The sequence below is a fragment of the Pseudomonas sp. 32_A genome (assembly GCF_017490905.1).
In the GTDB taxonomy this organism is placed as follows: domain Bacteria; phylum Pseudomonadota; class Gammaproteobacteria; order Pseudomonadales; family Pseudomonadaceae; genus Aquipseudomonas; species Aquipseudomonas inefficax.
The window spans coordinates 23064-47056 of record NZ_JAFGYI010000027.1; the positions used below are offsets into that span (position 1 = coordinate 23064).

At 64.0% G+C, this 23993-nt stretch carries 20 protein-coding genes; 5 read left to right on the plus strand and 15 right to left on the minus strand.

The window, feature by feature from the left end; translation table 11 throughout:
- Positions 1-99: 99 nt before the first annotated feature.
- The 7 genes from J5M58_RS17105 to J5M58_RS17135 all read right to left on the minus strand — a co-directional run bounded on the left by J5M58_RS17105 (position 100) and on the right by J5M58_RS17135 (position 8042).
- Positions 100-744: an oxidoreductase gene (locus J5M58_RS17105; RefSeq protein ID WP_112254122.1), complete on the minus strand. Its 645-nt coding sequence runs from the start codon at positions 742-744 to the stop codon at positions 100-102.
- Positions 745-771: 27 nt separating this feature from the next.
- Complete coding sequence (locus tag J5M58_RS17110; protein ID WP_207878836.1) at positions 772-2505, minus strand: C13 family peptidase; 1734 nt, start codon at positions 2503-2505, stop codon at positions 772-774.
- A 205-nt stretch (positions 2506-2710) separates the two neighbouring features.
- Positions 2711-3775 carry a 2,3-butanediol dehydrogenase gene (locus J5M58_RS17115; protein ID WP_243432387.1) on the minus strand — a complete coding sequence of 355 codons (1065 nt, stop codon included), beginning with the start codon at positions 3773-3775 and terminating at the stop codon, positions 2711-2713.
- Positions 3776-3827: 52 nt separating this feature from the next.
- On the minus strand, positions 3828-4934 hold the full coding sequence (locus J5M58_RS17120; RefSeq protein ID WP_207878838.1) for an acetoin dehydrogenase dihydrolipoyllysine-residue acetyltransferase subunit: 1107 nt from the start codon (positions 4932-4934) through the stop codon (positions 3828-3830).
- Positions 4931-5953: an alpha-ketoacid dehydrogenase subunit beta gene (locus J5M58_RS17125; protein WP_112254126.1), complete on the minus strand. Its 1023-nt coding sequence runs from the start codon at positions 5951-5953 to the stop codon at positions 4931-4933. The genes J5M58_RS17120 and J5M58_RS17125 overlap by 4 nt, the downstream gene beginning before the upstream one ends.
- Positions 5954-5986: 33 nt before the next feature.
- A complete protein-coding gene (locus tag J5M58_RS17130; RefSeq protein ID WP_015268810.1) occupies positions 5987-6964 on the minus strand; it encodes a thiamine pyrophosphate-dependent dehydrogenase E1 component subunit alpha in 978 nt (325 codons plus the stop codon).
- Positions 6965-6986: 22 nt separating this feature from the next.
- Positions 6987-8042 (minus strand): ATP-NAD kinase family protein, encoded by a 1056-nt coding sequence (locus tag J5M58_RS17135; protein WP_207878840.1) that lies wholly within the window; start codon positions 8040-8042, stop codon positions 6987-6989.
- Between the two features lie 283 nt (positions 8043-8325).
- On the opposite strand from J5M58_RS17135, the gene J5M58_RS17140 reads away from it, so the two are divergent.
- Positions 8326-10179, plus strand: a complete 1854-nt coding sequence (locus J5M58_RS17140) for a sigma-54-dependent Fis family transcriptional regulator (RefSeq protein WP_207878842.1) — start codon at positions 8326-8328, stop codon at positions 10177-10179.
- Between the two features lie 284 nt (positions 10180-10463).
- Here J5M58_RS17140 and accC read toward each other — a convergent pair whose 3' ends face one another.
- From accC to J5M58_RS17170, 6 genes are all read right to left on the minus strand, one after another.
- Positions 10464-11819, minus strand: a complete 1356-nt coding sequence (gene accC, locus J5M58_RS17145) for an acetyl-CoA carboxylase biotin carboxylase subunit (protein ID WP_112254131.1) — start codon at positions 11817-11819, stop codon at positions 10464-10466.
- A gap of 17 nt (positions 11820-11836) precedes the next feature.
- Complete coding sequence (gene accB / locus J5M58_RS17150) at positions 11837-12298, minus strand: acetyl-CoA carboxylase biotin carboxyl carrier protein (RefSeq protein WP_112254132.1); 462 nt, start codon at positions 12296-12298, stop codon at positions 11837-11839.
- 100 nt (positions 12299-12398) lie between these two features.
- Positions 12399-12854 (minus strand): type II 3-dehydroquinate dehydratase, encoded by a 456-nt coding sequence (gene aroQ, locus J5M58_RS17155; protein WP_207878844.1) that lies wholly within the window; start codon positions 12852-12854, stop codon positions 12399-12401.
- A gap of 179 nt (positions 12855-13033) precedes the next feature.
- Positions 13034-14806 (minus strand): protein-disulfide reductase DsbD, encoded by a 1773-nt coding sequence (locus tag J5M58_RS17160; RefSeq protein WP_112254133.1) that lies wholly within the window; start codon positions 14804-14806, stop codon positions 13034-13036.
- A 219-nt stretch (positions 14807-15025) separates the two neighbouring features.
- Positions 15026-16987 (minus strand): methyl-accepting chemotaxis protein, encoded by a 1962-nt coding sequence (locus J5M58_RS17165; RefSeq protein WP_207878846.1) that lies wholly within the window; start codon positions 16985-16987, stop codon positions 15026-15028.
- Between the two features lie 225 nt (positions 16988-17212).
- Positions 17213-18571, minus strand: coding sequence for a diguanylate cyclase (locus J5M58_RS17170; protein ID WP_207878848.1), 1359 nt, complete (start codon positions 18569-18571; stop codon positions 17213-17215).
- Between the two features lie 248 nt (positions 18572-18819).
- On the opposite strand from J5M58_RS17170, the gene J5M58_RS17175 reads away from it, so the two are divergent.
- The 4 genes from J5M58_RS17175 (at position 18820) to speA (ending at position 23162) form a co-directional block, all read left to right on the plus strand.
- Positions 18820-19887, plus strand: a complete 1068-nt coding sequence (locus J5M58_RS17175) for a DUF2333 family protein (protein ID WP_112254136.1) — start codon at positions 18820-18822, stop codon at positions 19885-19887.
- 2 nt (positions 19888-19889) lie between these two features.
- Complete coding sequence (locus J5M58_RS17180) at positions 19890-20426, plus strand: NUDIX hydrolase (RefSeq protein WP_112254137.1); 537 nt, start codon at positions 19890-19892, stop codon at positions 20424-20426.
- A gap of 298 nt (positions 20427-20724) precedes the next feature.
- On the plus strand, positions 20725-21096 hold the full coding sequence (locus J5M58_RS17185; RefSeq protein WP_112254138.1) for a translation initiation factor Sui1: 372 nt from the start codon (positions 20725-20727) through the stop codon (positions 21094-21096).
- Positions 21097-21248: 152 nt separating this feature from the next.
- On the plus strand, positions 21249-23162 hold the full coding sequence (speA, locus tag J5M58_RS17190) for an arginine decarboxylase (protein WP_112254139.1): 1914 nt from the start codon (positions 21249-21251) through the stop codon (positions 23160-23162).
- Between the two features lie 35 nt (positions 23163-23197).
- On the opposite strand, the gene J5M58_RS17195 is transcribed toward speA, so the two are convergent.
- A complete protein-coding gene (locus J5M58_RS17195; protein WP_112254140.1) occupies positions 23198-23629 on the minus strand; it encodes a hypothetical protein in 432 nt (143 codons plus the stop codon).
- Positions 23607-23993, minus strand: coding sequence for a polymorphic toxin type 44 domain-containing protein (locus J5M58_RS17200; protein WP_207878850.1), 387 nt, complete (start codon positions 23991-23993; stop codon positions 23607-23609). Before J5M58_RS17200 ends, J5M58_RS17195 begins: the two co-directional genes overlap by 23 nt.

The following is a 23993-nucleotide window of genomic DNA, read 5'->3' on the forward strand; positions in this document are numbered from 1 at the left end:
GCGGGTAAACCCGCTCCCACAGGTACTGCACCAGGCCTGAGATCGGTGCAACTCCTGTGGGAGCGGGTTTACCCGCGAAGAGGCCCTGGCAGGTAAAGCCTACTTCTTGCCCAACCTGCGCAACTCATCCGACTCCACAATCCGCACCCCGTCCTCTTCCTCCAGCGCCAGCCGCCACAGCGCCCGGGCCAGTGTACAAGCCTCGATCCCCCGATATTTCCCAGGTATCAGCTTGGCAAACGGCGAAGCCAGCCGTTCACTGAGCCGTGGCTGAATCCGTTCGCCCAGCAACAACGACGGCCGCACGATGGTCAGCTGCGGCCAATCCTGCGCCTTGAGTGCCTCTTCCATCTCGCCCTTGACCCGGTTGTAGAAAATCGATGATTTCGGGTCGGCGCCCAACGCACTGACCACCAGCAGATGCCGCGCGCCCAACTCCCGGGCCCGCTTGCTGAATGCCACGACCATGTCCAGATCCACCGCGCGGAAAGCCGATTCGGAGCCAGCCTGCTTCAGCGTGGTACCCAGGCAGCAATAGGCGATATCGACCCGCCCGGCCAGCTGCGGCAGGAATACCGCCGGGTCACCCACCGGATTTTCCAGGTGCGGGTGCTCGGCCAGTGGCCGGCGGGTAGGCGCCAGGACGCGGGTGATGGTGGGCTCGTTGAGCAGGCGGTCGAGCAGGTGTTCACCTGTCAGACCCGTGGCACCGGCAAGCAGGACATGCTGAGGCGTCAAATACATGATGTCTCTCCCTTGTTACACACAAGCTTAGTGGCTGGGTGGCGTTTGCGCCTGTTCCCCCACATCGGCCTGTGCGGCGTTACGCAATGCTTCTTCGGCCTGTTGCCGGCGCAGGTGCTGCCAGTGCTCCAGCACGCTTGGCGGCGCCCACAGCTGCGGTTCGGAGGCCTCGAAACCTTCCCTTTGTTCTCTTTCGGCAACGCTGGCGCGCGCCAGTTCAAACGCTTGTTTAAGGTCGTCGGTCTGATTCAGCGCTTCGGCGAACAGGGCGTCGCCAAAGTAGGTGAAGTCGGCTTCTTCAGAGCAACCGAAGGACACGCGGTCGGCCCGGGCGGCGGTCATGATCAGCGTGCGCTCATCCTTGAGCGGGGCGATATAGCCCCCGGAATAGCACGCGGATATGACAATGACCTTGTCGCGGTCCTTCAGCGGCGCCAGGGCACTGGCCAGTTCGTCGGCGGACAGGTCGGCCAGCTGCAGGCGCGGCTGGTCGAACACCAGCTGATGGTCGTGGCTGCCATGGCTGGTGAGGTAGATGAACACCAGGTCTTCGGGGCCGCTGCGCTCGGCCAGAGTGCGGGCGGCGCGAGTAAGGTTTTCACGCGTGGCCATGGGGCGGGTGGTCATGTGGTCGCGGTGGTTGACCAAGGTCACTTGGCCGCGGGCGCCAAAGCGTACCTTGAGCATGTTGCTGACGTAATCGGCTTCGCGCAGGAACACGCTCTGCTGGCCATCGCCGGCCACTACCAGGCTGTACAACTGGACCGGTGGCGCCGAGCGCGGTACCCGGGCCAGCGCTTCGTCGAGCAAACGGCCCTGGTTGAGCAACGCCAGGTCCAGCGGGTCGGGCAACAGCTTGCCGTTCTGGTCGCGCACGCGCACGCCGTTGCTCCAGGTGCCGCTTTCGACCTTACCGTTGGCCAGAATCAGCCGGCCCTGACCGTGGTAGGCATCGTTGAGGAAGCCACCGATGTATTTGCTGCCGTCTGCCAGCTGCAGGCTGCCCTGGCCCGACAGGCGCCAGTCGGCGAAGGTGCCCTTGTAGTGGCTGCCATCGCTGCCCAGCAGTTCGCCTTCGCCGACCAGCGAGCCGTCCTTGAATTCGCCGATCCACACATCACCATCGGCATTTTCGTAGCGGCCACGGCCTTCGAGGCGGTTGTCCTTGAACTCGCCGATGTATTGCTCGCCGTCGACGCTGTCGTAGGTGCCGCTGCCTTCCAGCTGGCCATTGATGAAGTGGCCGCTGAACTGGTTGCCGCTGGCATCGCTGCGCACCCCGGCACCGTTGGGCTTGCCCTTGGCGAACAGGCCCTGGTAGCGGCTGCCGTCTGCCAGCTCCAGCTCGCCGGCGCCTTCGTACAGGTCGTCCTTGAACTGGCCGCGGTAGGTCTGGTCGGCTTGCTTGAGGGTGCCTTCGCCGTCGCGGCGGCCGTGGCTGAAGGTGCCGGCATAGTGGCTGCCTGGGGTGGTCAGCTCACCCAGCCCCTGGAACAGCCCTGCGGCGAACTGGCCGCGGTACACCTCGCCGTTGCGGCCGTGCCATTCTCCCTGGCCGTGCCATTGGCCGTCCTTGAACGTACCGGCGTACCAGCTGCCGTTGGGGTAGTCGATCCGCCCCTCGCCTTGCAGCAGGCCATCGACCACCTGCCCCCGGTACCGCCCGCCGTCAGGCAGGCGCGCGTCCGGCGGGAGCAGCGATTCGCCATCGCCGCAGGCGGCGAGCAGCAGGACCAGGGTGATGGGGAGCAGTGGACGCATGGCGAGAACCGGGCAATAGGTTTGCCGAGTATGCCGCAGAATGGGATCCTGAAACAGCGAACGCGATCCTTGTGGGACTTCAGCTTTGCGCAATACCTGTGGGAGCGGCTTTAGCCGCGAACACTGGCGAAGCCGGTGCCATGCACCGAGTTGCCTGCTTCGCGGGCGCGCCCGCTCCCACAGGGTTGTGCGCTGCCTGTGCGGCTCAGCGCACGCCCGGCGAAACGATGATCTTTACATTCTCCTCCTTGTTGTTGACCAATTCCTCGAAGCCCAGCTCGACAATCTGCTCCAGCCCGATCCGCCCGGTCACCAGCGGGCGAATGTCCAGCCTGCCGTCAGCGATGAAAGCGATCACATCGGCGAACTCGCCGTTGTAGGCCAACGCCCCCAGTACCTGCTTTTCGGTGGAAACCAGCTCGAAGAAGTTGAACTCGCTAGGCTCCTCGAATATCCCCACCAGCACGCACTTGCCGGCCTTGCGGATGGTGTCGATGGCCAGCTTGGCCGTGTGCTTGTTGCCGATGCATTCAAAACTTACATCCGCCCCCAGCCCGGCAGTCAGCTTGCGGATTTCCGCCAGGGCGTCGCACTGGCTGGGGTCGAGCACCACGCTGGCGCCCACCTCTTTGGCCTTGGCCTTGCGCGCCGAGGACATTTCGAGGGCGATCACCTGCGCCGCGCCAGCCGCCTTGGCACACATGATGGTGCACAAGCCGATAGTGCCGGCACCGACCACCACCACTGTCTGGCCAAGCAGGCTGCCGGCCTTCTTTACCGCATGCATGCCCACTGCCAGCGGCTCGATCAGCGCCCCGGCCTCCGCCGGAAACCCCTGCGGCAGCTTGTACAGCAGGTTGGCGGGCACGTTGACCAGTTCGGCAAAGGCGCCGTTGTTCATCAGGCCGGTGAAGGCCAGGCGCTCGCAGATGTTGTACAGGCCGTGGGTGCAGTAGTAGCAAGTGCCGCAATGCTGGCAGGCGTCCGCAGCCACCGGGTCACCGACGGCAAAACCTTGCACGCCTTCACCCAGCTTGGCAATTTGACCGCAGAACTCGTGGCCGAGGATGCACTGGCCCTGGATGCCGGTCAGCGGGTGTGGTGCCTCTACCGGGATGAATACCGGGCCGGCGACGTATTCGTGCAGGTCGGAGCCGCAGATGCCGCACCAGTCCACCTTGATCTGCACCCATCCGGGCGCAGGGTCGGCCGGCAGGGGCACCTGTTCGACGCGAATGTCATTGCGGCCATGCCAGACGGCGGCGCGCATGTGGGTGTGGCTCAGGTCATTCATTGTTGTTCTCCAGGCTCACGGAAAGGGCTTAGTGCTTGCGCAGGAACGCGAGCAGTTGCTGGTTGACCTGTTCGGCCGCCTCCATCTGCACCATGTGCCCAGCCTCGGGCAGCACCAGCACCTCAGCCTCCAGCGCTTCGGCATGGCTGGCCGGGATGATCGCGTCCTTGCCGCCCCACACCACCAGGGCCGGGTGTTGCCCCAGTACCCCGCGCAGGTCATGGCGCTGCCGGTCGCCGTCGGCGATGGCCGATGCCAGCAGTCGCAACGCATCGTCTACCCCTTCCAGGCGCTTGAACTTGAGCATGTCCTCCAGCATCTGCCGGGTGACCAGTGCCGGGTCGGCAAACAGTTGCACCATCTGCGGCTTGAGGGCATTGCGGTTGGCGGCAGCGACGAAGCCTTGCAGGTACTGCCCGTTGATCGCCTCGCCCAACCCGGCACTGGCCACCAGGCTCAGGCTGGCAACCCGCTGCGGTGCCAGGCGCGCCACGTTCAGGCTGACCGCGCCACCCATGGAGTGGCCGGCCAGGTGGGCCTTGGCGATATCCAGGTGGTCGAGCAGGGCCAGCACGGTTTCGCTCAACTCATCCAGGTCCCCTCGTTGCAGGGCCTTGGCCGACTCGCCATGGCCCGGCAGATCGAGGGCGATTACCCGTCGTTCAGCAGCCAGTGCCGGGTGGTTGAACAGCCAGTTGTTCAGGTCGCCACCAAAACCGTGCACCAGCACCAGCGGCGTTCCGCCTTCGCCCAGTTCGAACCAGCGCAGCAGGCGACCGCCCACTTCCGCCTTCTGCGGGGCTGGGCCTTGGGCCTGGTCGGCACCACCTTCGGCGACGAACTCGGCCTGGAAACGCTGCACCACGGCATCGATTTCAGCTTCTTCGGCTTCACCTTCCACCACCACCGCCAGCAGCGCACCGACCGGCAGGGTTTCATCCGGTTTGGCCACCTGGCGACGCAGCACACCGCTGAACGGGGCTTCGACGCTGCTGCTGATCTTGTCGGTCTCGACGTCCAGCACCTCGTCGCCCTTGTTGATTTCGTCACCTTCCTGCTTGAGCCAGGTGTCCACCCGGCCTTCGGTCATCGACAGGCCCCACTTGGGCATGGTCAGGGTATGGATCTGGCTCATGCGGCACTCCTTGCGGCTTCGATCACTTTGCGTACCGCAGCCTCGATCTTTGCCGCGTCGGGGATGTACAGGTCTTCCAGGGCATCGGAGAACGGCACAGGAGTATGCGGGGCGGTGACCATTTCGATCGGGCCCCTGAGCGCGCCGAAGGCCTTCTGTGCCACCAGCGCGCTGATGTCGGTGGCCATGGAGCAACGCGGGTTGGCTTCGTCGATCACCACCAGGCGGCCGGTCTTTCCCACGCTTTCCAGGATACTGTCCTCATCCAGCGGGCTGGTGGTGCGCAGGTCCAGCACTTCGCAGTCGATACCCTGGCGGGCCAGGTTGTTGGCTGCTTCCAGCGCCACATGCACCATGCGGCCATAGGTAACCAGGGTCACATCGTCACCATCGCGCAGGAAGTTGGCTTCACCGAACGGCACGGTGTAGACCTCTTCCGGCACCTCGCCTTGCATGCTGTACAACAGCTTGTGCTCGCAGAAGATCACCGGGTCGTTGTCGCGTATGGCCTGGATCAACAGGCCCTTGGCATCGTACGGCGAGGAGGGGCACACCACCTTCAGGCCGGGAATGTGCGTCCACAGCGAGGTGAGCATCTGCGAGTGCTGGGCCGCCGCGCGCAGGCCGGCACCGTACATGGTGCGCATCACCAAGGGGGTGACCGCCTTGCCGCCGAACATGTAGCGGAATTTGGCGGCCTGGTTGAGGATCTGGTCCAGACAGCAGCCGGCGAAGTCGACGAACATCAGCTCGCACACCGGGCGCAGGCCCTGGGTGGCAGCGCCGACGGCGGCGCCGACGTAGCCGATTTCCGACAGCGGCGCGTCGAGTACACGCCCCGGGAACTGGTGGTAAAGGCCCTTGGTCACGCCCAGCACGCCACCCCAGGCGTCATCTTCGCCAGGGGCACCGGCGCCGCCGGCAACGTCTTCGCCAATGATGAACACCGTGTTGTCGCGGCGCATTTCCTGGGCCAGGGCTTCGTTGATGGCCTGCTGGTAGCTGATCTTTCTTGCCATGGTGGTTCTCCTGTTGTTCTTGTAATCCGCGGCTCAGGGGTAGGCGACGTAGACGTCGGTGAGCAGGTCGGCGGGCTGTGGCTTGGGATCGGACTTGGCGCGGCGCACGGCGTCTTCGATCAGGTCCTCTACGCGGGCATCGATGGCGTCCAGTTGCGCAGCCGTGAGCAGGCCGGCGCGGGTGGTCTTGTTGCGGAACTGCATGAGGCAGTCGCGGGATTCACGCAGGTTCTTCACTTCATCAGGGGCGCGGTAGGTTTGTGCATCGCCTTCGAAATGGCCGTAATAGCGGCTGAGCTTGACCTCGATCAGCGACGGGCCTTGCCCGGAGCGTGCGCGTTCGATGGCAGCGCCGGCGGCCTCGTACACGGCAAAGAAGTCGAAACCGTCGATAGTGACCCCGGGCATGCCGAAACCTGCAGCGCGGTCGGCGATATGGTCGCAGGCCACCGACCAGGTCGAGGCGGTGGCTTCGGCGTAACCGTTGTTCTCGGCGACGAAGATGCACGGCAGGTTCATGATCGACGCCATGTTCATGGCTTCGAACACCGCGCCTTCGTTGGAAGCGCCATCGCCGAAGAAGGCCACCGACACGTCGTCACGCCCCTTGATCTTGGCTGCAAGTGCGGCCCCGGCCACCAGGGGGGCACCGGCACCGACGATGCCGTTGGCGCCGAGCATGCCTTTTTCCAGGTCGGCAATATGCATCGAGCCGCCTTTGCCCCCGCACACGCCGGTCTTCTTGCCGTAGATTTCGGCCATCATGCCGTACACATCCACGCCCTTGGCGATGCAGTGTCCATGACCGCGGTGGGTCGAGGCGATGCAGTCGCTGTCACGCAGGTGGGCCATGACCCCGGCGGCGGAAGCTTCTTCGCCGGCATACAGGTGGACGAAGCCGGGGATCTCGCCGGTGGCGAACTCCACGTGCAGGCGTTCTTCGAAGGCGCGGATGGTGCGCATCACTTCATAGGCATGCAGCAATTGTTCGGTACTGAGTTGATTGGACATCTTGTTGTTCTCCAGGGTTGTCTCAACACGGGTTTGCAGGGTGCAACCGGTGGCCGCGAGGTACCGCCAGCAGGTGATGGCGAGCGGCATGCGCCAGCACGGCCTCGACGTCCACGCTCAACGGGCCTTGGTGGTCGAGGGTGATGGTGGGGGTGTCGTGTTCGGCGAATTCGATTTCGCGTTCACCGTCCAGCGCCAGCGTGCCGCTGGCCAGGCTCAGGCGATGGGCAACGCCAGGCGTCAGCGGGCCGCTGGCGGTGATGCCGCAGCCTTGCAGCAGGCCGGGTGCCAGCGGTGCCAACAGTGCTTGTTCGGCACCGGGGTTCAGGCGTACCCAGGCGCCGTGCGGGTCCTGGCGCGACACCGGGCACCACAGGCCGCACAGGGCCGACAGGCCGATGGCATGGGGTTCGGCGAAACAGGCGAAGACTTCGCAAAGGTCCTCGCTGCGGCTAAGGGCCCGAGCGCCGATGAAGCGTTGGGGCGACACCGCCACCTCCACCAGGGCCCATTCGGCAAGATGTTGTTCGGGCACCTTAACCAGCAAGCGCTTGTTGCGGCGCAGGCCGATGCTGGCCGGTACCCGGCCGCTGGCAAGCAGGCCGCCAGCCAGGCCGGCACTGGTGGCTTCGCGCAGTTCGGGGAAGGCATTGTTGGTGCCGGTGGACAAGGTCAGCAGCGGTACGTCACCGGCCTCGGCGGCGACTGCCTTGTGGGTGCCGTCGCCACCGAGCACGGCGATCATCGCCACACCGCGCTCGACCATGAGGCGGGTGGCCAGGCGGGTATCGGCAACAGTCTGGGTCAGCGGCAGGTCAAGTATCTCGATGGCTGGCCAGTGCTGGTCACGGGCGATCGGGCCCTGGCCGGCCTTGAGCACGGCGGCGGCAATGCCGGTCATGTCGCTGGGCAGCAGCACCTGGCCGATGCCGGTGGCACCGAAGGCGGCCAGCAGGCGCTGGATCGCCGAGGCCTTGTCGGTGCTCGAATAGAGCCCGGCATTGGCGGTCAGGCGGCGCAGGTCGCGGCCAGAGGCAGGGTTGGCAATGATCCCGACGGTCGGGGCGGGCAGCGGCATGGCGCACCTCGTATTCTTGTTTGCCAAGGCAGGAGCAAGCCCGGTGCCAGCTTTCTTTCGGGTGGCCGAAAATGGCGCGTTAGAGGGGTTGGTTGGCATTCAGGCGCGCAGCCAGGGCGGCGCCGGCGAGACGCCGGGTGCCAACGCCGGGCCGGCATGACCGAGACGCTGAGACGCTGCGTCTCAAGCCGCCCGGTAATCACGCAGTGCTTGTCGAGGCATGCCAGGAGGCGCTTAATGGCCGGACAACGATAAAAACAGCAACGAGAACCGGAGGGCCCGAATGCTTGCCGCGAACTCCCGAGCCCATGTCGACTGTGTCAGCAGGGTGCTGAAGAATGCCGACCGCCTGCCGCAGGCGCCGGTGCCGCCGCTGATCCTCGATTCATGGCGCCGTTCCATGGAGCTGTACCGCCTCGACCCCGGTTCCCAGCAGGGGCCGCGCATCCTGTCTCAAAGCCTGCTCAACGAATGCCGCGAACGCGCCGAACTGTTCCTGCGCATCGCCAGCGATGCCGTGGCCCGCCTGCATGAGCGGGTACGCGGTGCCGATTACTGCGTGCTGCTTACCGATGCCCTGGGGCGCACCATCGATTACCGGGTCGAGTCGGCCATCCGCAACGACTGCCGCAAGGCCGGGTTGTACCTGGGCACCTGCTGGTCGGAGGGCGAGGAGGGCACCTGCGGCGTGGCGGCGGTGTTGACCAGCAAAGCGCCGGTCACGGTGCACAAGCGCGATCACTTCCGCGCTGCGTTCATTGGCCTGACCTGTACGGCGGCACCGGTGTTCGACCCGTTGGGCGAGTTGCTGGGCGTGGTGGATGTCTCGGCCTTGCAATCGCCGGATGACCGCCGCAGCCAGCACCTGATCCGCCAACTGGTCGAGCAGACTGCTCGCGAGATCGAAAATGCCTTCTTCATGCACAGTGCCCAGGGCCATTGGGTGATGCGTGCTCATGGCACGCCGGGCTATGTGGAAAGCCAGCCCGACTACCTGCTGGCCTGGGACGCTGATGGCCGCCTGCAGGCGATCAACAGCCTGGCTCGGCAGCGCCTGGTGGAGCACCTGGGGCGTTTGCCCGAGCACATTGGCGAACTGTTCGACATGGACCAGCTGCGCCGCGTGAATGCATCGTCCGCTCAACGCCTGCCGGGCCTGGGTGGGCTGTACGGCCGGGTCAGTGCACCCAGCCAGCGCCAGCGTGCGCAGCCGTTGCGTCAGGCCCAGGACGCCCGCATCGAGCAGCATCTGCGCTTGGCCACGCGGGTCAAGGACTGCAACCTGGCGGTGCTGGTGCAAGGCGAGACGGGGGCTGGCAAAGAGGTGTTCGCCCGCCAGCTGCATCAGCAAAGCCTGCGTCGCGATGGCCCGTTCGTCACCCTGAACTGCGCGGCCATCCCGGAAAGCCTGATCGAGAGTGAACTGTTCGGCTATGTGGCCGGTGCTTTCACCGGGGCTTCCAGCAAAGGTATGCAGGGGCTGTTGCAGCAGGCCGATGGCGGCACGCTGTTCCTCGACGAAATCGGTGACATGCCGCTGAACCTGCAAACCAGGTTGCTGCGTGTGCTGGCCGAGGGTGAAGTGGCGCCGCTGGGCGCGGCGCGGCGGGAGCGAGTGAATATCCAGGTGATTTGCGCGACCCATCGCGATTTGTCGGCGATGGTGGAGGATGGGCGTTTTCGTGAGGATTTGTACTTCCGCCTGGCCAATGCCCGCTTCGAGTTGCCACCGCTGCGCGAGCGAGAGGACCGCCTGGGGTTGATTCACCAGTTGCTGGCCGAAGAGGCAGATGCCTGCGGGGTCGAGGTGGTGTTGGCGGATGATGCGCTGCAGGCGCTGCTGGTTTATCGCTGGCCGGGGAATTTGCGCCAGCTGCGGCAGGTGTTGCGCTATGCCTGTGCGGTGAGTGAGGGCGGTCGGGTGCAGGTGCAGGACCTGCCGCAGGAAGTACGCGGCGAGGTGGTCGCTTCGGCTGAAAGCAGCACGTCTTGTCCGGCCCGGCAGTTGTTGCTGGATGCGCTGATCCGCCATCGCTGGAAGCCGGCTGATGCGGCGCGGGCTCTGGGGATCTCGCGGGCGACCTTGTACCGGCGGGTGCATGAGCATCACATCGAGATGCCGCGGATGAAGGGGTAGGGCCCTGGGGGCGCTGTGCGCCCCTTTCGCGACACAAGGCCGCTCCTACAAGAACGGCGTCGCTCCTGAGGTATGCGCGATACCTGTGGGAGCGGGTTCACCCGCGAACACCGGCGAAGCCGGTGCCATGCACCGCGTCGCATTCTTCGCGGGTAAACCCGCTCCCACAGCTACCGCACAAACCTCAAGGGCAGCATGCATCCTGTAGGACCGCGACGAGGCCCTGGCAGGCAATAAAAAACCCCGGCACAAGTCCGGGGTTTTCGGTACATCACACTACTCGATCACTCTTCGTTAGCCAGTTTGTGCTCGAGGTAGTGAATGTTGACGCCGCCTTTGCAGAAACCTTCATCACGCACCAGGTCGCGGTGCAGCGGGATGTTGGTCTTGATGCCGTCGACGACGATCTCGTCCAAGGCATTGCGCATGCGCGCCATGGCTTCGTCGCGGTCCTTGCCGTAGGTGATCAGCTTGCCGATCAGCGAGTCGTAGTTCGGCGGAACCGAGTAACCGCTGTACAGGTGCGAATCCACACGTACGCCGTTGCCGCCCGGGGCGTGGAAGTGCTTCACCTTGCCTGGGCTCGGGATGAACTTCTTCGGGTCTTCGGCGTTGATACGGCATTCCAGCGCATGGCCACGGATGACCACGTCTTCCTGGCGGAACGACAGCTTGTTGCCAGCGGCGATGCTCAGCATCTCCTTGACGATGTCGATACCGGTCACCATCTCCGACACCGGGTGCTCAACCTGCACGCGGGTGTTCATCTCGATGAAGTAGAAGCGGCCGTTCTCGTACAGGAACTCGAAAGTACCCGCACCACGGTAGCCGATCTCGATGCACGCATCGACGCAGCGCTTGAACACTTCCTGACGGGCTTTTTCGTCGATGCCCGGGGCTGGCGCTTCTTCCAGTACCTTCTGGTGACGGCGCTGCAGCGAGCAGTCACGGTCGCCCAGGTGGATGGCGTTGCCCTGGCCGTCGGACAGTACCTGTACTTCCACGTGGCGTGGGTTGGTCAGGAACTTCTCCAGGTAGACCATCGGGTTGCCGAAGGCGGCGCCGGCTTCGGTACGGGTGAGCTTGGCCGAGGCAATCAGGTCCTCTTCCTTGTGCACCACGCGCATGCCGCGACCACCACCGCCACCGGCGGCCTTGATGATCACCGGGTAGCCGACGTCACGAGCGATCGCCAGGGCGACCTCTTCGTCTTCCGGCAGTGGGCCATCGGAGCCCGGCACGGTCGGTACGCCCGACTTGATCATCGCGTCCTTGGCCGAAACCTTGTCGCCCATCAGGCGAATGGTGTCGGCTTTCGGGCCGATGAAGGCGAAACCGGATTTTTCCACCTGCTCGGCGAAATCGGCGTTTTCCGCCAGGAAGCCGTAGCCCGGGTGAATCGCGGTGGCGCCGGTCACTTCGGCGGCAGCGATGATCGCCGGGATATGCAGGTAGGAATCCTTGGACGATGCAGGGCCGATGCAGACCGACTCGTCTGCCAGCCCCAGGTGCATCAGTTCACGGTCGGCGGTGGAGTGCACGGCGACTGTCTTGATACCCAGCTCTTTGCAGGCACGCAGGATCCGCAGGGCAATTTCCCCGCGGTTGGCGATCAGGACTTTTTCGAGCTTCCCAGACATCGTTGGCTCTCCGCGATTCAAACGACGGTGAACAGCGGCTGGTCGAACTCAACCGGCTGGCCGTCTTCTACCAGGATGGCGTCGATGACACCGCCAACATCGGCTTCGATGTGGTTCATCATCTTCATGGCTTCGACGATGCACAGGGTGTCGCCTTTCTTCACGGTCTGGCCAACTTCAGCGAAGTTCGGCGAGGTCGGCGAAGGCTTGCGGTAGAAGGTACCTACCATTGGCGAGCGGATCACGGTGCCTTTCAGAGCCGGGGCGGCGGCAGCGGCTTCGGCGGCAGGGGCAGCAGCGGCAACCGGGGCAGCAGCAGGAGCGGCAGCCATCGGGGCAGGTGCGTAGAACTGCTGGGCAGCCGGGGTCTTGCTGTGACGGCTGATACGGACCGACTCTTCGCCTTCCTTGATCTCCAGCTCGTCGATGCCAGACTCTTCCAGCAGCTCGATCAGTTTCTTGACTTTACGGATATCCATTAATCATCAACTCCCAAAGGTTCGGTCAGGGGGCGAAATACAAAAAAACGTATCTGAAACGTTTCTCTCGAACCCTGGCCCACTGAGGCCAGGGTTTTCATCATTTGGGCTGTGCGTTGGCAGCCAGTTGTTCCAGCGCGGACTCCAGGGCCAGGCGATAACCGCTGGCGCCCAGGCCGCAGATCACTCCTACGGCAACATCGGAAAAGTAGGAGTGGTGGCGGAACGGTTCGCGTTTGTGCACGTTGGACAGATGCACTTCGATGAATGGGATGCTCACCGCAAGCATTGCGTCACGTAATGCGACGCTTGTATGGGTGAAAGCAGCCGGATTGATCAGGATGAAGTCCACACCCTCGTTGCGTGCGGCGTGAATGCGGTCGATCAGTTCGTATTCGGCATTGCTCTGCAGGTACTGCAGATGGTGGCCTGCGGCGCGGGCACGTTGCTCCAGGTCCTGGTTGATCTGGGCCAGGGTCACGGCGCCGTAGTGGCCAGGCTCGCGGGTACCGAGCAGGTTGAGGTTGGGGCCGTGAAGCACCAGTAGCGTTGCCATCTGCGGATTCCTTGGATTTGTAGGGCAATTCGACACAGCGCGGCGAGTGTGCCGTAAAGCGACGGCAAGTGTCCAGTTCCCGGCAATAGCCAGCACGATGTCCGAGGTTCGCGCGAAGTATGTGACCAAATATTTAAATTCGGTCACTGATTTGAGGTTTTTTCACAGCACGCGGGAAGTTATAGACCGACTTTGCCGCGCACGCGTGTCAACGTTTGCGCAAATTCACCGGTATTTATCTCGCCAATGACCCGATCAGCGGTTATTTCGCTACCGTTCGCGGCAAAGAACAACAGGGCGGGTGGGCCGAACAGCTGGTAGCGGTCGAGCAGGCTGCGTTGTTCGGCATTGCTTTCGGTGATGTCGAAACGCAGCAGTTTGAAGCCGGCCAGTTGCGCTTGCACCTGCGGGGCAGTCAGCACCTCACGTTCGATCACCTTGCAGCTGATGCACCAGTCGGCGTACCAGTCCAGCAGCACTGGCTGGCCGGCGGCCTTGGCCTGGGCCAACGCAGCTTCCAGTGCGGCGGGGGTAATGATGGTCTGCCAGCTATCCGCCTGCACCGCCGGCCCGTTGCCGGTGGCCACCAGGGTTGCCGGCGGCAGCGGGCGCAGCGGGTCGCCCTGGCCGCTGAGGGCGCCGTACCAGCAGGCCAGGGCGTACACCAGCAGGGCCAGACCGAGCAGTTGGGCCAGGCGCTGGCGCGCGGGCTTGACCACGAATTCGAGGGCGCCGAGGAACAGCGCCACGCCAGCGGCGAGGAAACCGACCAGCAGCAAGGTCAGCGGGCCTGGCAGCACTCGGCTGAGCAAGCCGATGGCCAAGCCCAGCAGCAGGACGCCGATGGCGTTTTTCACCGTGTTCAGCCAAGGGCCGCTCTTCGGCAGCCAGGCTGCGCCGCCGGTGGCCACCAGCAGCAATGGTGCGCCCATGCCCAGGCCCAGGGCGAACAGCTTGAGTGCGCCACCCAGAGCATCGCCGCTGGCGCTGATGTACAGCAGCGCACCGGCCAGCGGCGCCGACACACAGGGCGAAACCAGCAGGCTGGAGAGTACGCCCAGTATTGCCGCGCCCAGCAGCGAGCCGCCTCGGGTGTGGCTGGCGACATTGTTCAGTCGGTTGTTCAGGGCTTGCGGCAGTTTCAGTTCGAACAGGCCGAACATGGCCAGGGCGAACACCACGAAGAACAGCGCGAAGGGCACCAGCACCCAGGCCGACTGCAGGCGCGCCTGCAGGTTCAGGCCGGCGCCGAACAACCCCATCAGGGCTCCGAGTACCGCGAAGCTGGCTGCCATCGGCAGCACGTAGGCCAGTGACAACGCCAGCCCGCGCAGGCCGCCGGCCTGGCCACGCAGCACCACGCCGGAGAGGATCGGCAGCATCGGCAGCACGCAGGGGGTGAACGTCAGGCCGACCCCGGCAATGAAGAACAGCAGCAGCGACTTCCAGCTCCAGGCGTGTTCAGCGCTGGCCGGGGTGCTTGCGCGGCCTTCGCCATCAATGCTCAGGCGTGCGGTTTCCGGTGGGTAGCACAGGCCTTTGTCAGCGCAGCCCTGGTAGCCCACCAGCAGGGTGAAGGCACGCGGGTCGTTGCGCGGCAGCTCGATATCGAGCACGCCGTGGTACACCTCGACATCGCCGAAGAATTCATCGTGCTTGGCTTCGCCCTCGGGGATGCTTGGTGTGCCCAGGGCAATGTCGGCCGGTTCGGTGCGGAACTGGAAACGGTGCCGGTAAAGGTAGTAGCCGTCGGTAGCGACGAAGCGCAGCTTGATGGTTTGCGCATCGGCCTGGACCAGGCTGAGCTTGAAGGCCTCGTGTACCGGCAGGAAGTCGGCGTTGTTGGCCAGCGAGGCTGCGCCGAGGGTGGCGCTGGGGCGGTTGTCGAGCAGGCCCGCGGCGAAGACAGGGCTGGCCAGCAGCAGGAACAGCAGGAAAAACAGGCGGCGCATGGCGGACTCGCGAGGTGGAACGTGCTGGGCATGATAGCGGAGTTGGTGCGGGTTGGGGCCATGCTGGTATCGGGGGCGACACATGGCCGCTGGCTCATGTGCTGCCTGTGCCGGCCTCTTCGCGGGTAAACCCGCTCCCACCTCGACCGCATGGGCTTCAAGCCCTGCGCTGACCCTGTGGGAGCGGGTTTACCCGCGAAGAGGCCAGCACAGGCCAACCTAGACTCTGAATGCCCGCACCGCCCGGTTCAGCTCACCCCCCAGGCTCAGCAACTGCTCCCCTTGCTCGCGCCCCTCGCCAATGCGCTGCAGGTTGTCCTCACCCAACTCATGAATCCGCTCGCTGTGGTCGCGGATCTCGCTCACGGCTCCACTCTGCTGCGCCGTGACATCGGCAATCCGCACCGCAGTGTCCGAAATGGTGCGAATGGCGCAGACAATCTCGTCCAGCGCCCCATCCGCCGCCTGGGCCTGGTTGGCCGTGGCCTCGGCATGCTCAAGCTGCGCACGCATCCCGGCCACCGAACTTCTGGCTGCCTGCTGCAAGCGGTCGATCAGGGCCTGAATTTCGCCGGTAGCCCCGGTGGTGCGCTGTGCCAGCGAACGCACCTCATCGGCAACCACGGCAAAGCCACGGCCCATTTCACCGGCGCGGGCCGCTTCGATCGCGGCATTCAGCGCCAGCAGGTTGGTCTGCTCGGCGATCGAGCGGATCACCGTCAGCACGCCGCCGATGGTTGCAGACTCCTCCGCCAGTTGTTCGATCATGCGGGCGTTGCCCTGCACCTCGTCGACCAGCTCACGCAAACCCGACAGGCTCTGGCCGATCACCGCCTGGCCCTGCTCCACTGCACGCCCTGCATCGCGGCTGGCATCGGCTGCGGCGCTGGCGTCGCCGGCCACTTGCTGGATGGTCGCTTCCAGTTCGCCCAGGGCATCGCGGATCTGCCCGGTGTCGCCGGCCTGGCGTTCGGCGCCGTCATGCAGGGCGGCGCTCATGCCGGCCAGGGCATGGCTGCTGCCAGCCACCTGCTCGGCGTTGTGGCGGATGGTGCCGACCAGCTCCACAAGGTACTGGCGCAGGCGGTTGAGCGATTCCTGGATGTCGCGCAGTTCGCGGTTGGTCCTGCCCAGGGCAATGACCTCGGCGAAGTTACCCTCGGCCCAGCGCGACAGGGCTGGGGCCAGGCCGGTAAGGGTACGCGCCAGGCGGCGTTGCAAGGTGTCGATAAGCAGGGCGATAAGCAGGATCAGGCCGATCATCAGGCCCTGGATGATGCGTACTTCGGCGGCAATTTTCGCATGCAGGGCGCGTACCTCGGGCTCCAGCGCCGCAATGGCCTGCTGCACGGCCTCCAGGCGCTGGCCGGTGCTGGCGGCCAGGGCGACGCGGCGCTCGATCTGTTCGCGGGTGCGCTGCAGTTCGGACGGGTAGCGGCCGAGCAGGCTCTGCAGCTCGCGCTTGAGGCCAACGGCAATGTCTTCCTGTTGGGTGCTGGCCTGGGTTTCCAGGCCCATCAAAGCGGCGAAGTCGTCGGCACCGGATTCAGCGGTGCGGGTTACGCCCAGCAAGGGCAAGGCATCGATCGCCTGGGCCTGGGCGCGGATCAGTTGCAGCTCGCGCTCCACTTCGTCGGCCAGCTCCGGGCGGCCGCTGCTGACCAACTTGTCCCGGGCCAGCGACAGGCGCCCGAGGTGCACGGTGGCGTCGAGCAGTGGCACCAGGTAGCGGTTGGCGTCGGCGCTGCCGCTGTCGCGGGCGTAGCCGGCCAGTTGTTCGAAGTTGGCGCCCAGTTCCCGCTCGGCCTGCAGCAGCAGCGCTTGCGGGTCGCCGGCCAGCTTGCCCGCGGCCAGCAGCTCTTCGGCGGTAAAGGCTTGCAGGTTGTCCAGGCTGGGGCGCAGTTTGTCGGCCAGTTCGCCAGGCCATGCGGCCAGCGCGGCCTGCAGCTGCTGGTTGGCCTCCATCGCCGCAGCGTGGCGCAGGGCATCGCCGCTGCCCAGGTAGGCCTGAATGTTGCGGGCCGCCTGGTTCTGGAACTGCTGGGACAGGCCCAGGTAGCGCTCCATCAGTTGGTAGGGGCGCTCCAGGGCCCGCTGCGACCACCACAAGGTGGCGCCCAGGGCGATACACACGGTTACCAGCAACAGGGTGTTGAAATTGGTCAGCCACTTCAGGCGCATAGCCGCGAGCTTCCTGCGGGGGAGGGGAGAGGTCGGTGGCTGAAGTTATTGCGATTTTGTGACGGGGTGATGACGACAGGCGGTTGGCGCCATAAAAAAGTGGCACAGTGCCTCTATTCTAACCTGTGCCGGCCTCTTCGCGGCTAAAGCCGCTCCCACAGGGACTGCGCAATCCCTGTGGGAGCGGCTTTAGCCGCGAAGAGGCCGGCACAGGCAAAGTTTGATTCAGGGCTCTACACGCACCACACAATTACGCCCGGCATGCTTGGCCCGATACAGCGCCTCGTCCGCCGCACTGGCCATGGTCAGCGCGTCCAGCCCCTCATCCAGCTGCACCACCCCTGCACTGAAGGTGCACTGCAAGTCCCGCGGCTGCGCCGGGTAGAGTATCTCGGCAAAGCGCCGGCGGATTTCGTCCAGCACCTTGTGCGCTGCGTCCAGTGCGGTATTGGGCATGACAATGGCGAACTCTTCACCACCGTAACGGCCAATGAAATCGGTCTTGCGCAAGCGCTGCTTGAGAAACAGCGCCAGGCTTTTGATCACTCGGTCGCCCATGGGGTGGCCGTGGCGGTCGTTGATCTTCTTGAAGTGGTCGATGTCGAGCATCGCAAAACTCAACGGCTGCTGCTCGCGACGGGCGCGGAAGCTGCAGTCTTCCAGCAGTTGCAGGATGTGGGTGTGGTTGTACAACCCGGTCAGGCTGTCGCGCACCATGCGCGCCTTCAGGTGCCGGGCACGGGCGGCGCGGTTGCGCACGGTGGTGATCAGGTGGCGTGAGCGAAACGGTTTGGTCAGGAAGTCATCACCGCCTTCGCTCATGGCATCCAGCTGCTTGTCCAGGTCGTCCTCGGCAGACAGGTAGATGATCGGCACGCTGACATAACGGTCGCTGTGACGGATCACCTTGGCCAGCTCAGGGCCGGTGCAGGCTGGCATGTACAGGTCGAGGATGATCAGGTCGGGCTGGAAGTCGGCCAGCTCGGCCATGGTGCGGATCGGGTCGGTCAGGCTGCGGGTGATCATGCCGGCGCTGGCCAGCACACGCTCGGTGTACAGGGCTTGGGTGCGCGAGTCGTCGATGATCAGCACGCGCAACGGGTCGTGCGGGGTGGTATTGGTCAGCAGTTCGACCTTTTCCAGCAGGCTGGAGGCTTCCAGGGTGCCGGTGAGGAAGTCCTGGCCACCGGCGCGCACTGCTGCCAGGCGGGTCGGGGTGTCGGTTTCGTGGTGGCTGAAGAACAGCAGCGGTATATGTCGGGCCAGCCCCTGCTGCACCTGGGCAGCCAGCAGCAGGCCTTGGCCGGCACCATTGAAGTCGACATCCATGATGATGGCCGAGGGCGGATATTCGCTGATCGAGGCCAGAAAAGCTGCGGCGCTGGCAAGCGTCTGCACCACCAGGCCAAAGAATTCCAGTTGCTGGGCCAGGCGCTGGGCTCGCTCGTGGTCCTGCAGCAGGATGTACACCGGCCTGCGCAGGGGCGGCAGCAGCACCTGGTCGAGCGGGTCGTCCTTGCGCAGGCCGCTACGCGTCAGCTGTTGGGCGGGGCACAGCGGGCTCGGCTCGGCTGCTTGGCTCATGTCCTGGCTACTTGTAGGTTGGGGTGTGCAGGGGCAATGATGGCTCTATGCTAGCAGTTCTTTTCAGGCGCGTGACTGCCCTGCATCAACAAAGCGGCCAGAACGATTATTCAGTTGCTGACCGATTGGTCGCTTATGCGTAAGGCGGTGTCTGCTTTATAGTGCTGCCACGCGGGCTTGCCGTGGCACCCTGGCGCAGGCCTGTGGTCCAAGCCCCTGAACCGTCGTGACTGATTAAGGACAAAGCCATGCTGGACTGGAAAAACCGTGAGGCCAAAGCCGAGCCCCGCGAGCGTGTCGACGGCCGTGGCGCCGCTGCCCGTAGCTACCTTGGCGGCCTCTGGAGCCGTGCCCTGGGGACCCTGATCGGGTTGTACCTGCTGGTGTGTATCGGCCTTGGCTGGTACTGGAGCCAGGAGCCGGAGCTGTTCCCGGTGCAGCAGAGCGCCCAGGCTGCAGCCGAGCGCACTGGCCAGCAGATGGTGGTGGGCTACACCACTATCGAAACCCTCAAGACCGTGGCCGGCACCTTGCTGAACAAGCCGGGTGGCTACATTTCCAACGACCGCTTCCCGCCAGGGCTGTGGATGGACAACATGCCGAGCTGGGAATATGGCGTATTGGTCCAGGTGCGCGACCTGTCCCGCGCCCTGCGCAAGGACTTCGCACGTTCGCAGTCGCAGTCCACCGAAGACGCCGACCTGGCCAAGGCCGAGCCGCGGTTCAACTTCGACAACAAGAGCTGGATCCTGCCGTCGAGCGAGTCGGAGTTCGAAGAGGGCATCAAGTCGCTTACCCGCTACCAGACCCGTCTGGCTGCCGGCGACAAGGGTGCGATCTTCTACACCCGTGCCGACAACCTGAACAACTGGCTGGGTGATGTGGCCACCCGCCTGGGCTCGCTGTCGCAGCGCCTGTCGGCCAGCGTTGGCCGGGTCAAGCTCAACACCACGCTGAAGACCGAGTCGGTGGTCGCCGGCCAGGCGCCGCAGGTGGACGAGGAACTGGTGGAAACCCCATGGCTGCAGATCGACAACGTGTTCTACGAAGCCCGTGGCCAGGCCTGGGCGCTGTCGCACCTGCTGCGCGCCATCGAGGTGGACTTTGCCGACGTGCTGGCGAAGAAGAACGCCACGGTCAGCGTGCGCCAGATCATCCGTGAGCTGGAAGCCTCGCAGGAAGCACTGTGGAGCCCGATGGTGCTCAATGGCAGCGGCTTCGGCATGTGGGCCAACCACTCGCTGGTCATGGCCAACTACATTTCCCGCGCCAACGCGGCGGTCATCGACCTGCGTCAGCTGCTGTCGCAAGGTTGATGATGGCTATCAGCCCGAACGAGGCCGCCCACCGGGCAGCTTCCGACCGAGAACTGGTCACCTGGGTGGACGAAGCCGACCAGGTGCTGGGGGCCTTGCCCCGTGCCGAACTGCGCGAGCGCGGCCTGATCGGGCGTTGCACGTTCATTCTGCTGTTCAACAGTGCCGGTGAACTGTGCGTGCACCGGCGCACCCTGAGCAAGGCGCTGTACCCGGGGTACTGGGATGTGGCGGCAGGCGGCATGGTGACGGCCGGGGAGGCGTATGCCGATTCGGCAGCGCGAGAGCTGGCCGAGGAGCTGGGGATCGACGGTGTGGAGCTGCGTTTTCATGAGCGGTTCTACTTTGACCAGCCGGATAACCACTTGTGGTGTGCGGTGTATTCGGCGGTGTCGAATGCGCCGTTGCGCTTGCAGCCGGAAGAGGTGATCGAGGCGCGCTTCATTGGTCTGGAGCAGGCTGAGCAAGAAAGCCTGACGAAGCCGTATTGCCCGGACTCGTTGGCGGCGTTGCAGCGCTATAAAGCCAGCCTCAAATAGATGCGTGGGCCATGCCGGCCCCTTCGCGGGTAAACCCGCTCCCACAGGGATTTCACAGGCCGTGAAACCTGCGCAATACCTGTGGGAGCGGGTTTACCCGCGAAGGGGTCGCAAAACATTCGCAAAATGCCGCATTCCGGTACTTAGCAACAGCCGGATTTATCGTTACACTGCGCGCCCTTTTCGGGCTGCCGCAGGTCTTGCGGTGGTAGCGCCGCCCCTGCCAGAGTGGGGCTTCGCGGTCGGGCTCAACCCCCTGGGGCCGACCAGTTTTTGTCCTCAGCACAGAGGAACAAAAGTGGCCAAGAAAGCTTCTTCCTTCGCCGCCCTTGGCGGTCTCGTTTACTCCACCGACGCCGGTCGGCACTGCCCCGACTGTGGCCAGCCGGTGGATGCCTGTACCTGCAAGCAGCAGGTCATCCCCGAAGGCGATGGCATTGCCCGTGTGCGCCGCGAAAGCAAGGGCCGCGGCGGCAAGACCGTGACCACCGTCACCGGCGTGCCGCTGCCGCTCGACCAGCTCAAGGAGCTGGCCGCTACCCTCAAGCGCCGTTGCGGTACCGGTGGCGCCCTGAAGGATGGGGTCATCGAAATCCAGGGCGACCATGTCGAGCTGCTGATCGGTGAGCTGACCAAACAGGGCTTCAAGGCGAAAAAGTCCGGCGGCTGATGCGGCCACGCGATTTTTTGCCCAGTGCTTTCTAAACTCGTTGCCATGACCAGGGTCTACCCCAGGGCACGGACGAATCGTCATTTTTGGCTTTTACACTGCGCCCGCCACCTTGCGGGGCAGTGTCTTCGACTTATCTATAGGGGACTTGAATGTCCGTACGACGCACACGCAAAGACGATGGTAGCCAATGGACCGTGGCCGACAGCCGCAGTGTTTATGGTATCCGCCATTGGGGCGCTGGTTATTTCGCCATCAATGAAGCCGGGCGCGTCGAAGTGCGCCCCAACGGCCCGAAAAGCGCACCGATCGACCTGTTCGAACAGGTCGACGAATTGCGCCAGAGCGGCTTGTCGCTGCCATTGCTGGTGCGCTTCCCCGACATTCTGCAGGACCGCGTGCGCCAGCTGACCGGCGCCTTCGATGCCAACATCGCGCGCCTGGAATACCAGAGCAAGTACACCGCGCTGTACCCGATCAAGGTCAACCAGCAGGAAGCGGTGGTGGAAAACATCATCGCCACGCAGAACGTCTCCATTGGCCTGGAAGCCGGCTCCAAGCCAGAGCTGCTGGCCGTGCTGGCGCTGGCACCGAAGGGCGGCACCATCGTCTGCAACGGCTACAAGGACCGCGAGTTCATCCGCCTGGCGCTGATGGGCCAGAAGCTTGGCCACAACGTGTTCATCGTCATCGAGAAAGAGTCGGAAGTGGCTCTGGTGATCGAGGAGGCCGCCGAGCTCAAGGTCAAGCCACAGGTCGGCCTGCGTGTACGGCTGTCGTCGCTGGCTTCGAGCAAGTGGGCCGACACTGGCGGCGAGAAGTCCAAGTTCGGCTTGTCCGCCGCCCAGCTGATTTCGGTGGTTCAGCGCTTCCGCGATGCCGGCCTGGACCAGGGTATCCGCCTGCTGCACTTCCACATGGGTTCGCAGATTGCCAACCTGGCCGACTACCAGCACGGCTTCAAGGAAGCCATCCGTTACTACGGTGAGCTGCGTGCGCTGGGCCTGCCGGTCGACCATATCGATGTGGGCGGCGGTTTGGGCGTGGACTACGACGGTACCCACTCGCGCAATGCCAGCTCGATCAACTACGACATGGACGACTACGCCGGCGTGGTGGTGGGCATGCTCAAGGAGTTCTGCGACGCGCAGGGCCTGCCGCACCCGCACATCTTCTCCGAGAGCGGCCGTTCGCTGACCGCGCACCACGCCATGCTGGTCATCCAGGTGACCGACGTCGAGAAGCACAACGACGACGTGCCGACCATCGAGAACAAGGAAGCCCTGCCCGAGACCGTGCAGTGGCTGGTCGACCTGCTCGGCCCGACCGACATAGAGATGGTGACCGAGACCTACTGGCGCGCCACCCACTACATGGGTGACGTGGCTGCGCAGTATGCCGATGGCAAGATCAGCCTGGCCGAGAAAGCCCTGGCCGAGCAGTGTTACTTTGCCGTGTGCCGCCGCCTGCACAACTCGCTGAAAGCCCGCCAGCGCTCGCACCGTCAGGTGCTGGACGAGCTGAACGACAAGCTGGCCGACAAGTACATCTGCAACTTCTCGGTGTTCCAGAGCCTGCCGGACACCTGGGCCATCGGCCAGGTACTGCCGATCATCCCGCTGCACCGCCTGGACGAAGAGCCGATGCGTCGTGCCGTGCTGCAGGACCTGACCTGCGACTCCGACGGCAAGATCAACCAGTACGTGGACGAGCAGAGCATCGAGACCAGCATGCCGGTGCATGCGGTGAAGGAGGGCGAGGATTACCTGCTGGGTGTGTTCCTGGTCGGTGCCTACCAGGAGATCCTCGGTGACATGCACAACCTGTTCGGTGACACCGACTCGGTGAACATCTACCAGAACGCCGACGGTAGTGTGTACCACGCCGGTATCGAGACCCACGATACCATCGAAGACATGCTGCGCTACGTGCACCTGTCGCCGGAGGAATTGATGACGCACTACCGTGACAAGGTGGCCAGCGCCAGGATCACCGCGCGTGAGCGGACCCAGTACCTGGATGCCCTGCGCCTTGGTCTGACCCGGTCTTCGTACCTGTCTTCCTGACTGCAAGAGGGGCCGCTATGCGGCCCCTTCTTTTTCTACTTTGGGTGAGCTGTTGCCGTGAGCTCGATAGTGATTGGCACAACAGCACCATTCTCTTTGAGAATCGATGTGCTCGAATAGCTGTACACCGTATCCTGAGTTCGGGCCGCTATTTTCAAACCCTCCACGTGCTCTATCGCGCCAGATTGCCGTGTCACCAGAAAAGGTTTAAGTCTCTCTAGATTCGGTAGTACCTGCTCATCTCGCTGGGTTTGTTCAGCCACAAAGTACAAATAAATCAGCGGCACCGTCGCCCCACCGTCATTGCTTAGCACTTCATAGACTGCGCTGTGTTTGCCAATAGGGGTGACAGAAACAACCTTGGTCAACACAGGTTTGGAGCCTGAGGTGAGAATCCATAGGGCTTGTCCGAGGGCGAGCAGAAGCAGGGCGGCTATCAGCCATTTAGTAGCCGAACGTCTTCGCATATCTGATACCTGCCTTGATCCATTCCTGATCTTCGGGATCGTCACCATAAGGCGGGTCCCCCCACCATGAGCCAAATGTAGAGTTACTGGTGCCAGCACGGCTTTGCGCCCACCCGGCGCCTCTCAACAAGAATTCTTCCGAGAGACCAGCAGCAGTTCCGGTTGCGCCGTAATTGAAATTTCCCAAGGCCTCATACTTCCTTCCTTGTTGCTTGTAGTCCCACTTACCTCCATTTCGAACCATGGAATAGAACCACGATATTAAAAAGCCGGTGCCGCCATTTTTGAAGTAATCACGCTCTCGGCTGGCAGCATGCATGTAGCTCATTACACAGACGCCAGAAGGTGCAGGTGGTGGGTACAT

Bases quoted from the DNA above. Each gene is read 5' to 3' on its own strand.
- J5M58_RS17105 (WP_112254122.1), bottom strand. From the start codon at position 744: ATGTATTTGACGCCTCAGCATGTCCTGCTTGCCGGTGCCACGGGTCTG.
- J5M58_RS17110 (WP_207878836.1), bottom strand. From the start codon at position 2,505: ATGCGTCCACTGCTCCCCATCACCCTGGTCCTGCTGCTCGCCGCCTGC.
- J5M58_RS17115 (WP_243432387.1), bottom strand. From the start codon at position 3,775: ATGCGCGCCGCCGTCTGGCATGGCCGCAATGACATTCGCGTCGAACAG.
- J5M58_RS17120 (WP_207878838.1), bottom strand. From the start codon at position 4,934: ATGAGCCAGATCCATACCCTGACCATGCCCAAGTGGGGCCTGTCGATG.
- J5M58_RS17125 (WP_112254126.1), bottom strand. From the start codon at position 5,953: ATGGCAAGAAAGATCAGCTACCAGCAGGCCATCAACGAAGCCCTGGCC.
- J5M58_RS17130 (WP_015268810.1), bottom strand. From the start codon at position 6,964: ATGTCCAATCAACTCAGTACCGAACAATTGCTGCATGCCTATGAAGTG.
- J5M58_RS17135 (WP_207878840.1), bottom strand. From the start codon at position 8,042: ATGCCGCTGCCCGCCCCGACCGTCGGGATCATTGCCAACCCTGCCTCT.
- J5M58_RS17140 (WP_207878842.1), top strand. From the start codon at position 8,326: ATGCTTGCCGCGAACTCCCGAGCCCATGTCGACTGTGTCAGCAGGGTG.
- accC (WP_112254131.1), bottom strand. From the start codon at position 11,819: ATGTCTGGGAAGCTCGAAAAAGTCCTGATCGCCAACCGCGGGGAAATT.
- accB (WP_112254132.1), bottom strand. From the start codon at position 12,298: ATGGATATCCGTAAAGTCAAGAAACTGATCGAGCTGCTGGAAGAGTCT.
- aroQ (WP_207878844.1), bottom strand. From the start codon at position 12,854: ATGGCAACGCTACTGGTGCTTCACGGCCCCAACCTCAACCTGCTCGGT.
- J5M58_RS17160 (WP_112254133.1), bottom strand. From the start codon at position 14,806: ATGCGCCGCCTGTTTTTCCTGCTGTTCCTGCTGCTGGCCAGCCCTGTC.
- J5M58_RS17165 (WP_207878846.1), bottom strand. From the start codon at position 16,987: ATGCGCCTGAAGTGGCTGACCAATTTCAACACCCTGTTGCTGGTAACC.
- J5M58_RS17170 (WP_207878848.1), bottom strand. From the start codon at position 18,571: ATGAGCCAAGCAGCCGAGCCGAGCCCGCTGTGCCCCGCCCAACAGCTG.
- J5M58_RS17175 (WP_112254136.1), top strand. From the start codon at position 18,820: ATGCTGGACTGGAAAAACCGTGAGGCCAAAGCCGAGCCCCGCGAGCGT.
- J5M58_RS17180 (WP_112254137.1), top strand. From the start codon at position 19,890: ATGGCTATCAGCCCGAACGAGGCCGCCCACCGGGCAGCTTCCGACCGA.
- speA (WP_112254139.1), top strand. From the start codon at position 21,249: ATGTCCGTACGACGCACACGCAAAGACGATGGTAGCCAATGGACCGTG.
- J5M58_RS17195 (WP_112254140.1), bottom strand. From the start codon at position 23,629: ATGCGAAGACGTTCGGCTACTAAATGGCTGATAGCCGCCCTGCTTCTG.
- J5M58_RS17200 (WP_207878850.1), bottom strand. From the start codon at position 23,993: ATGTACCCACCACCTGCACCTTCTGGCGTCTGTGTAATGAGCTACATG.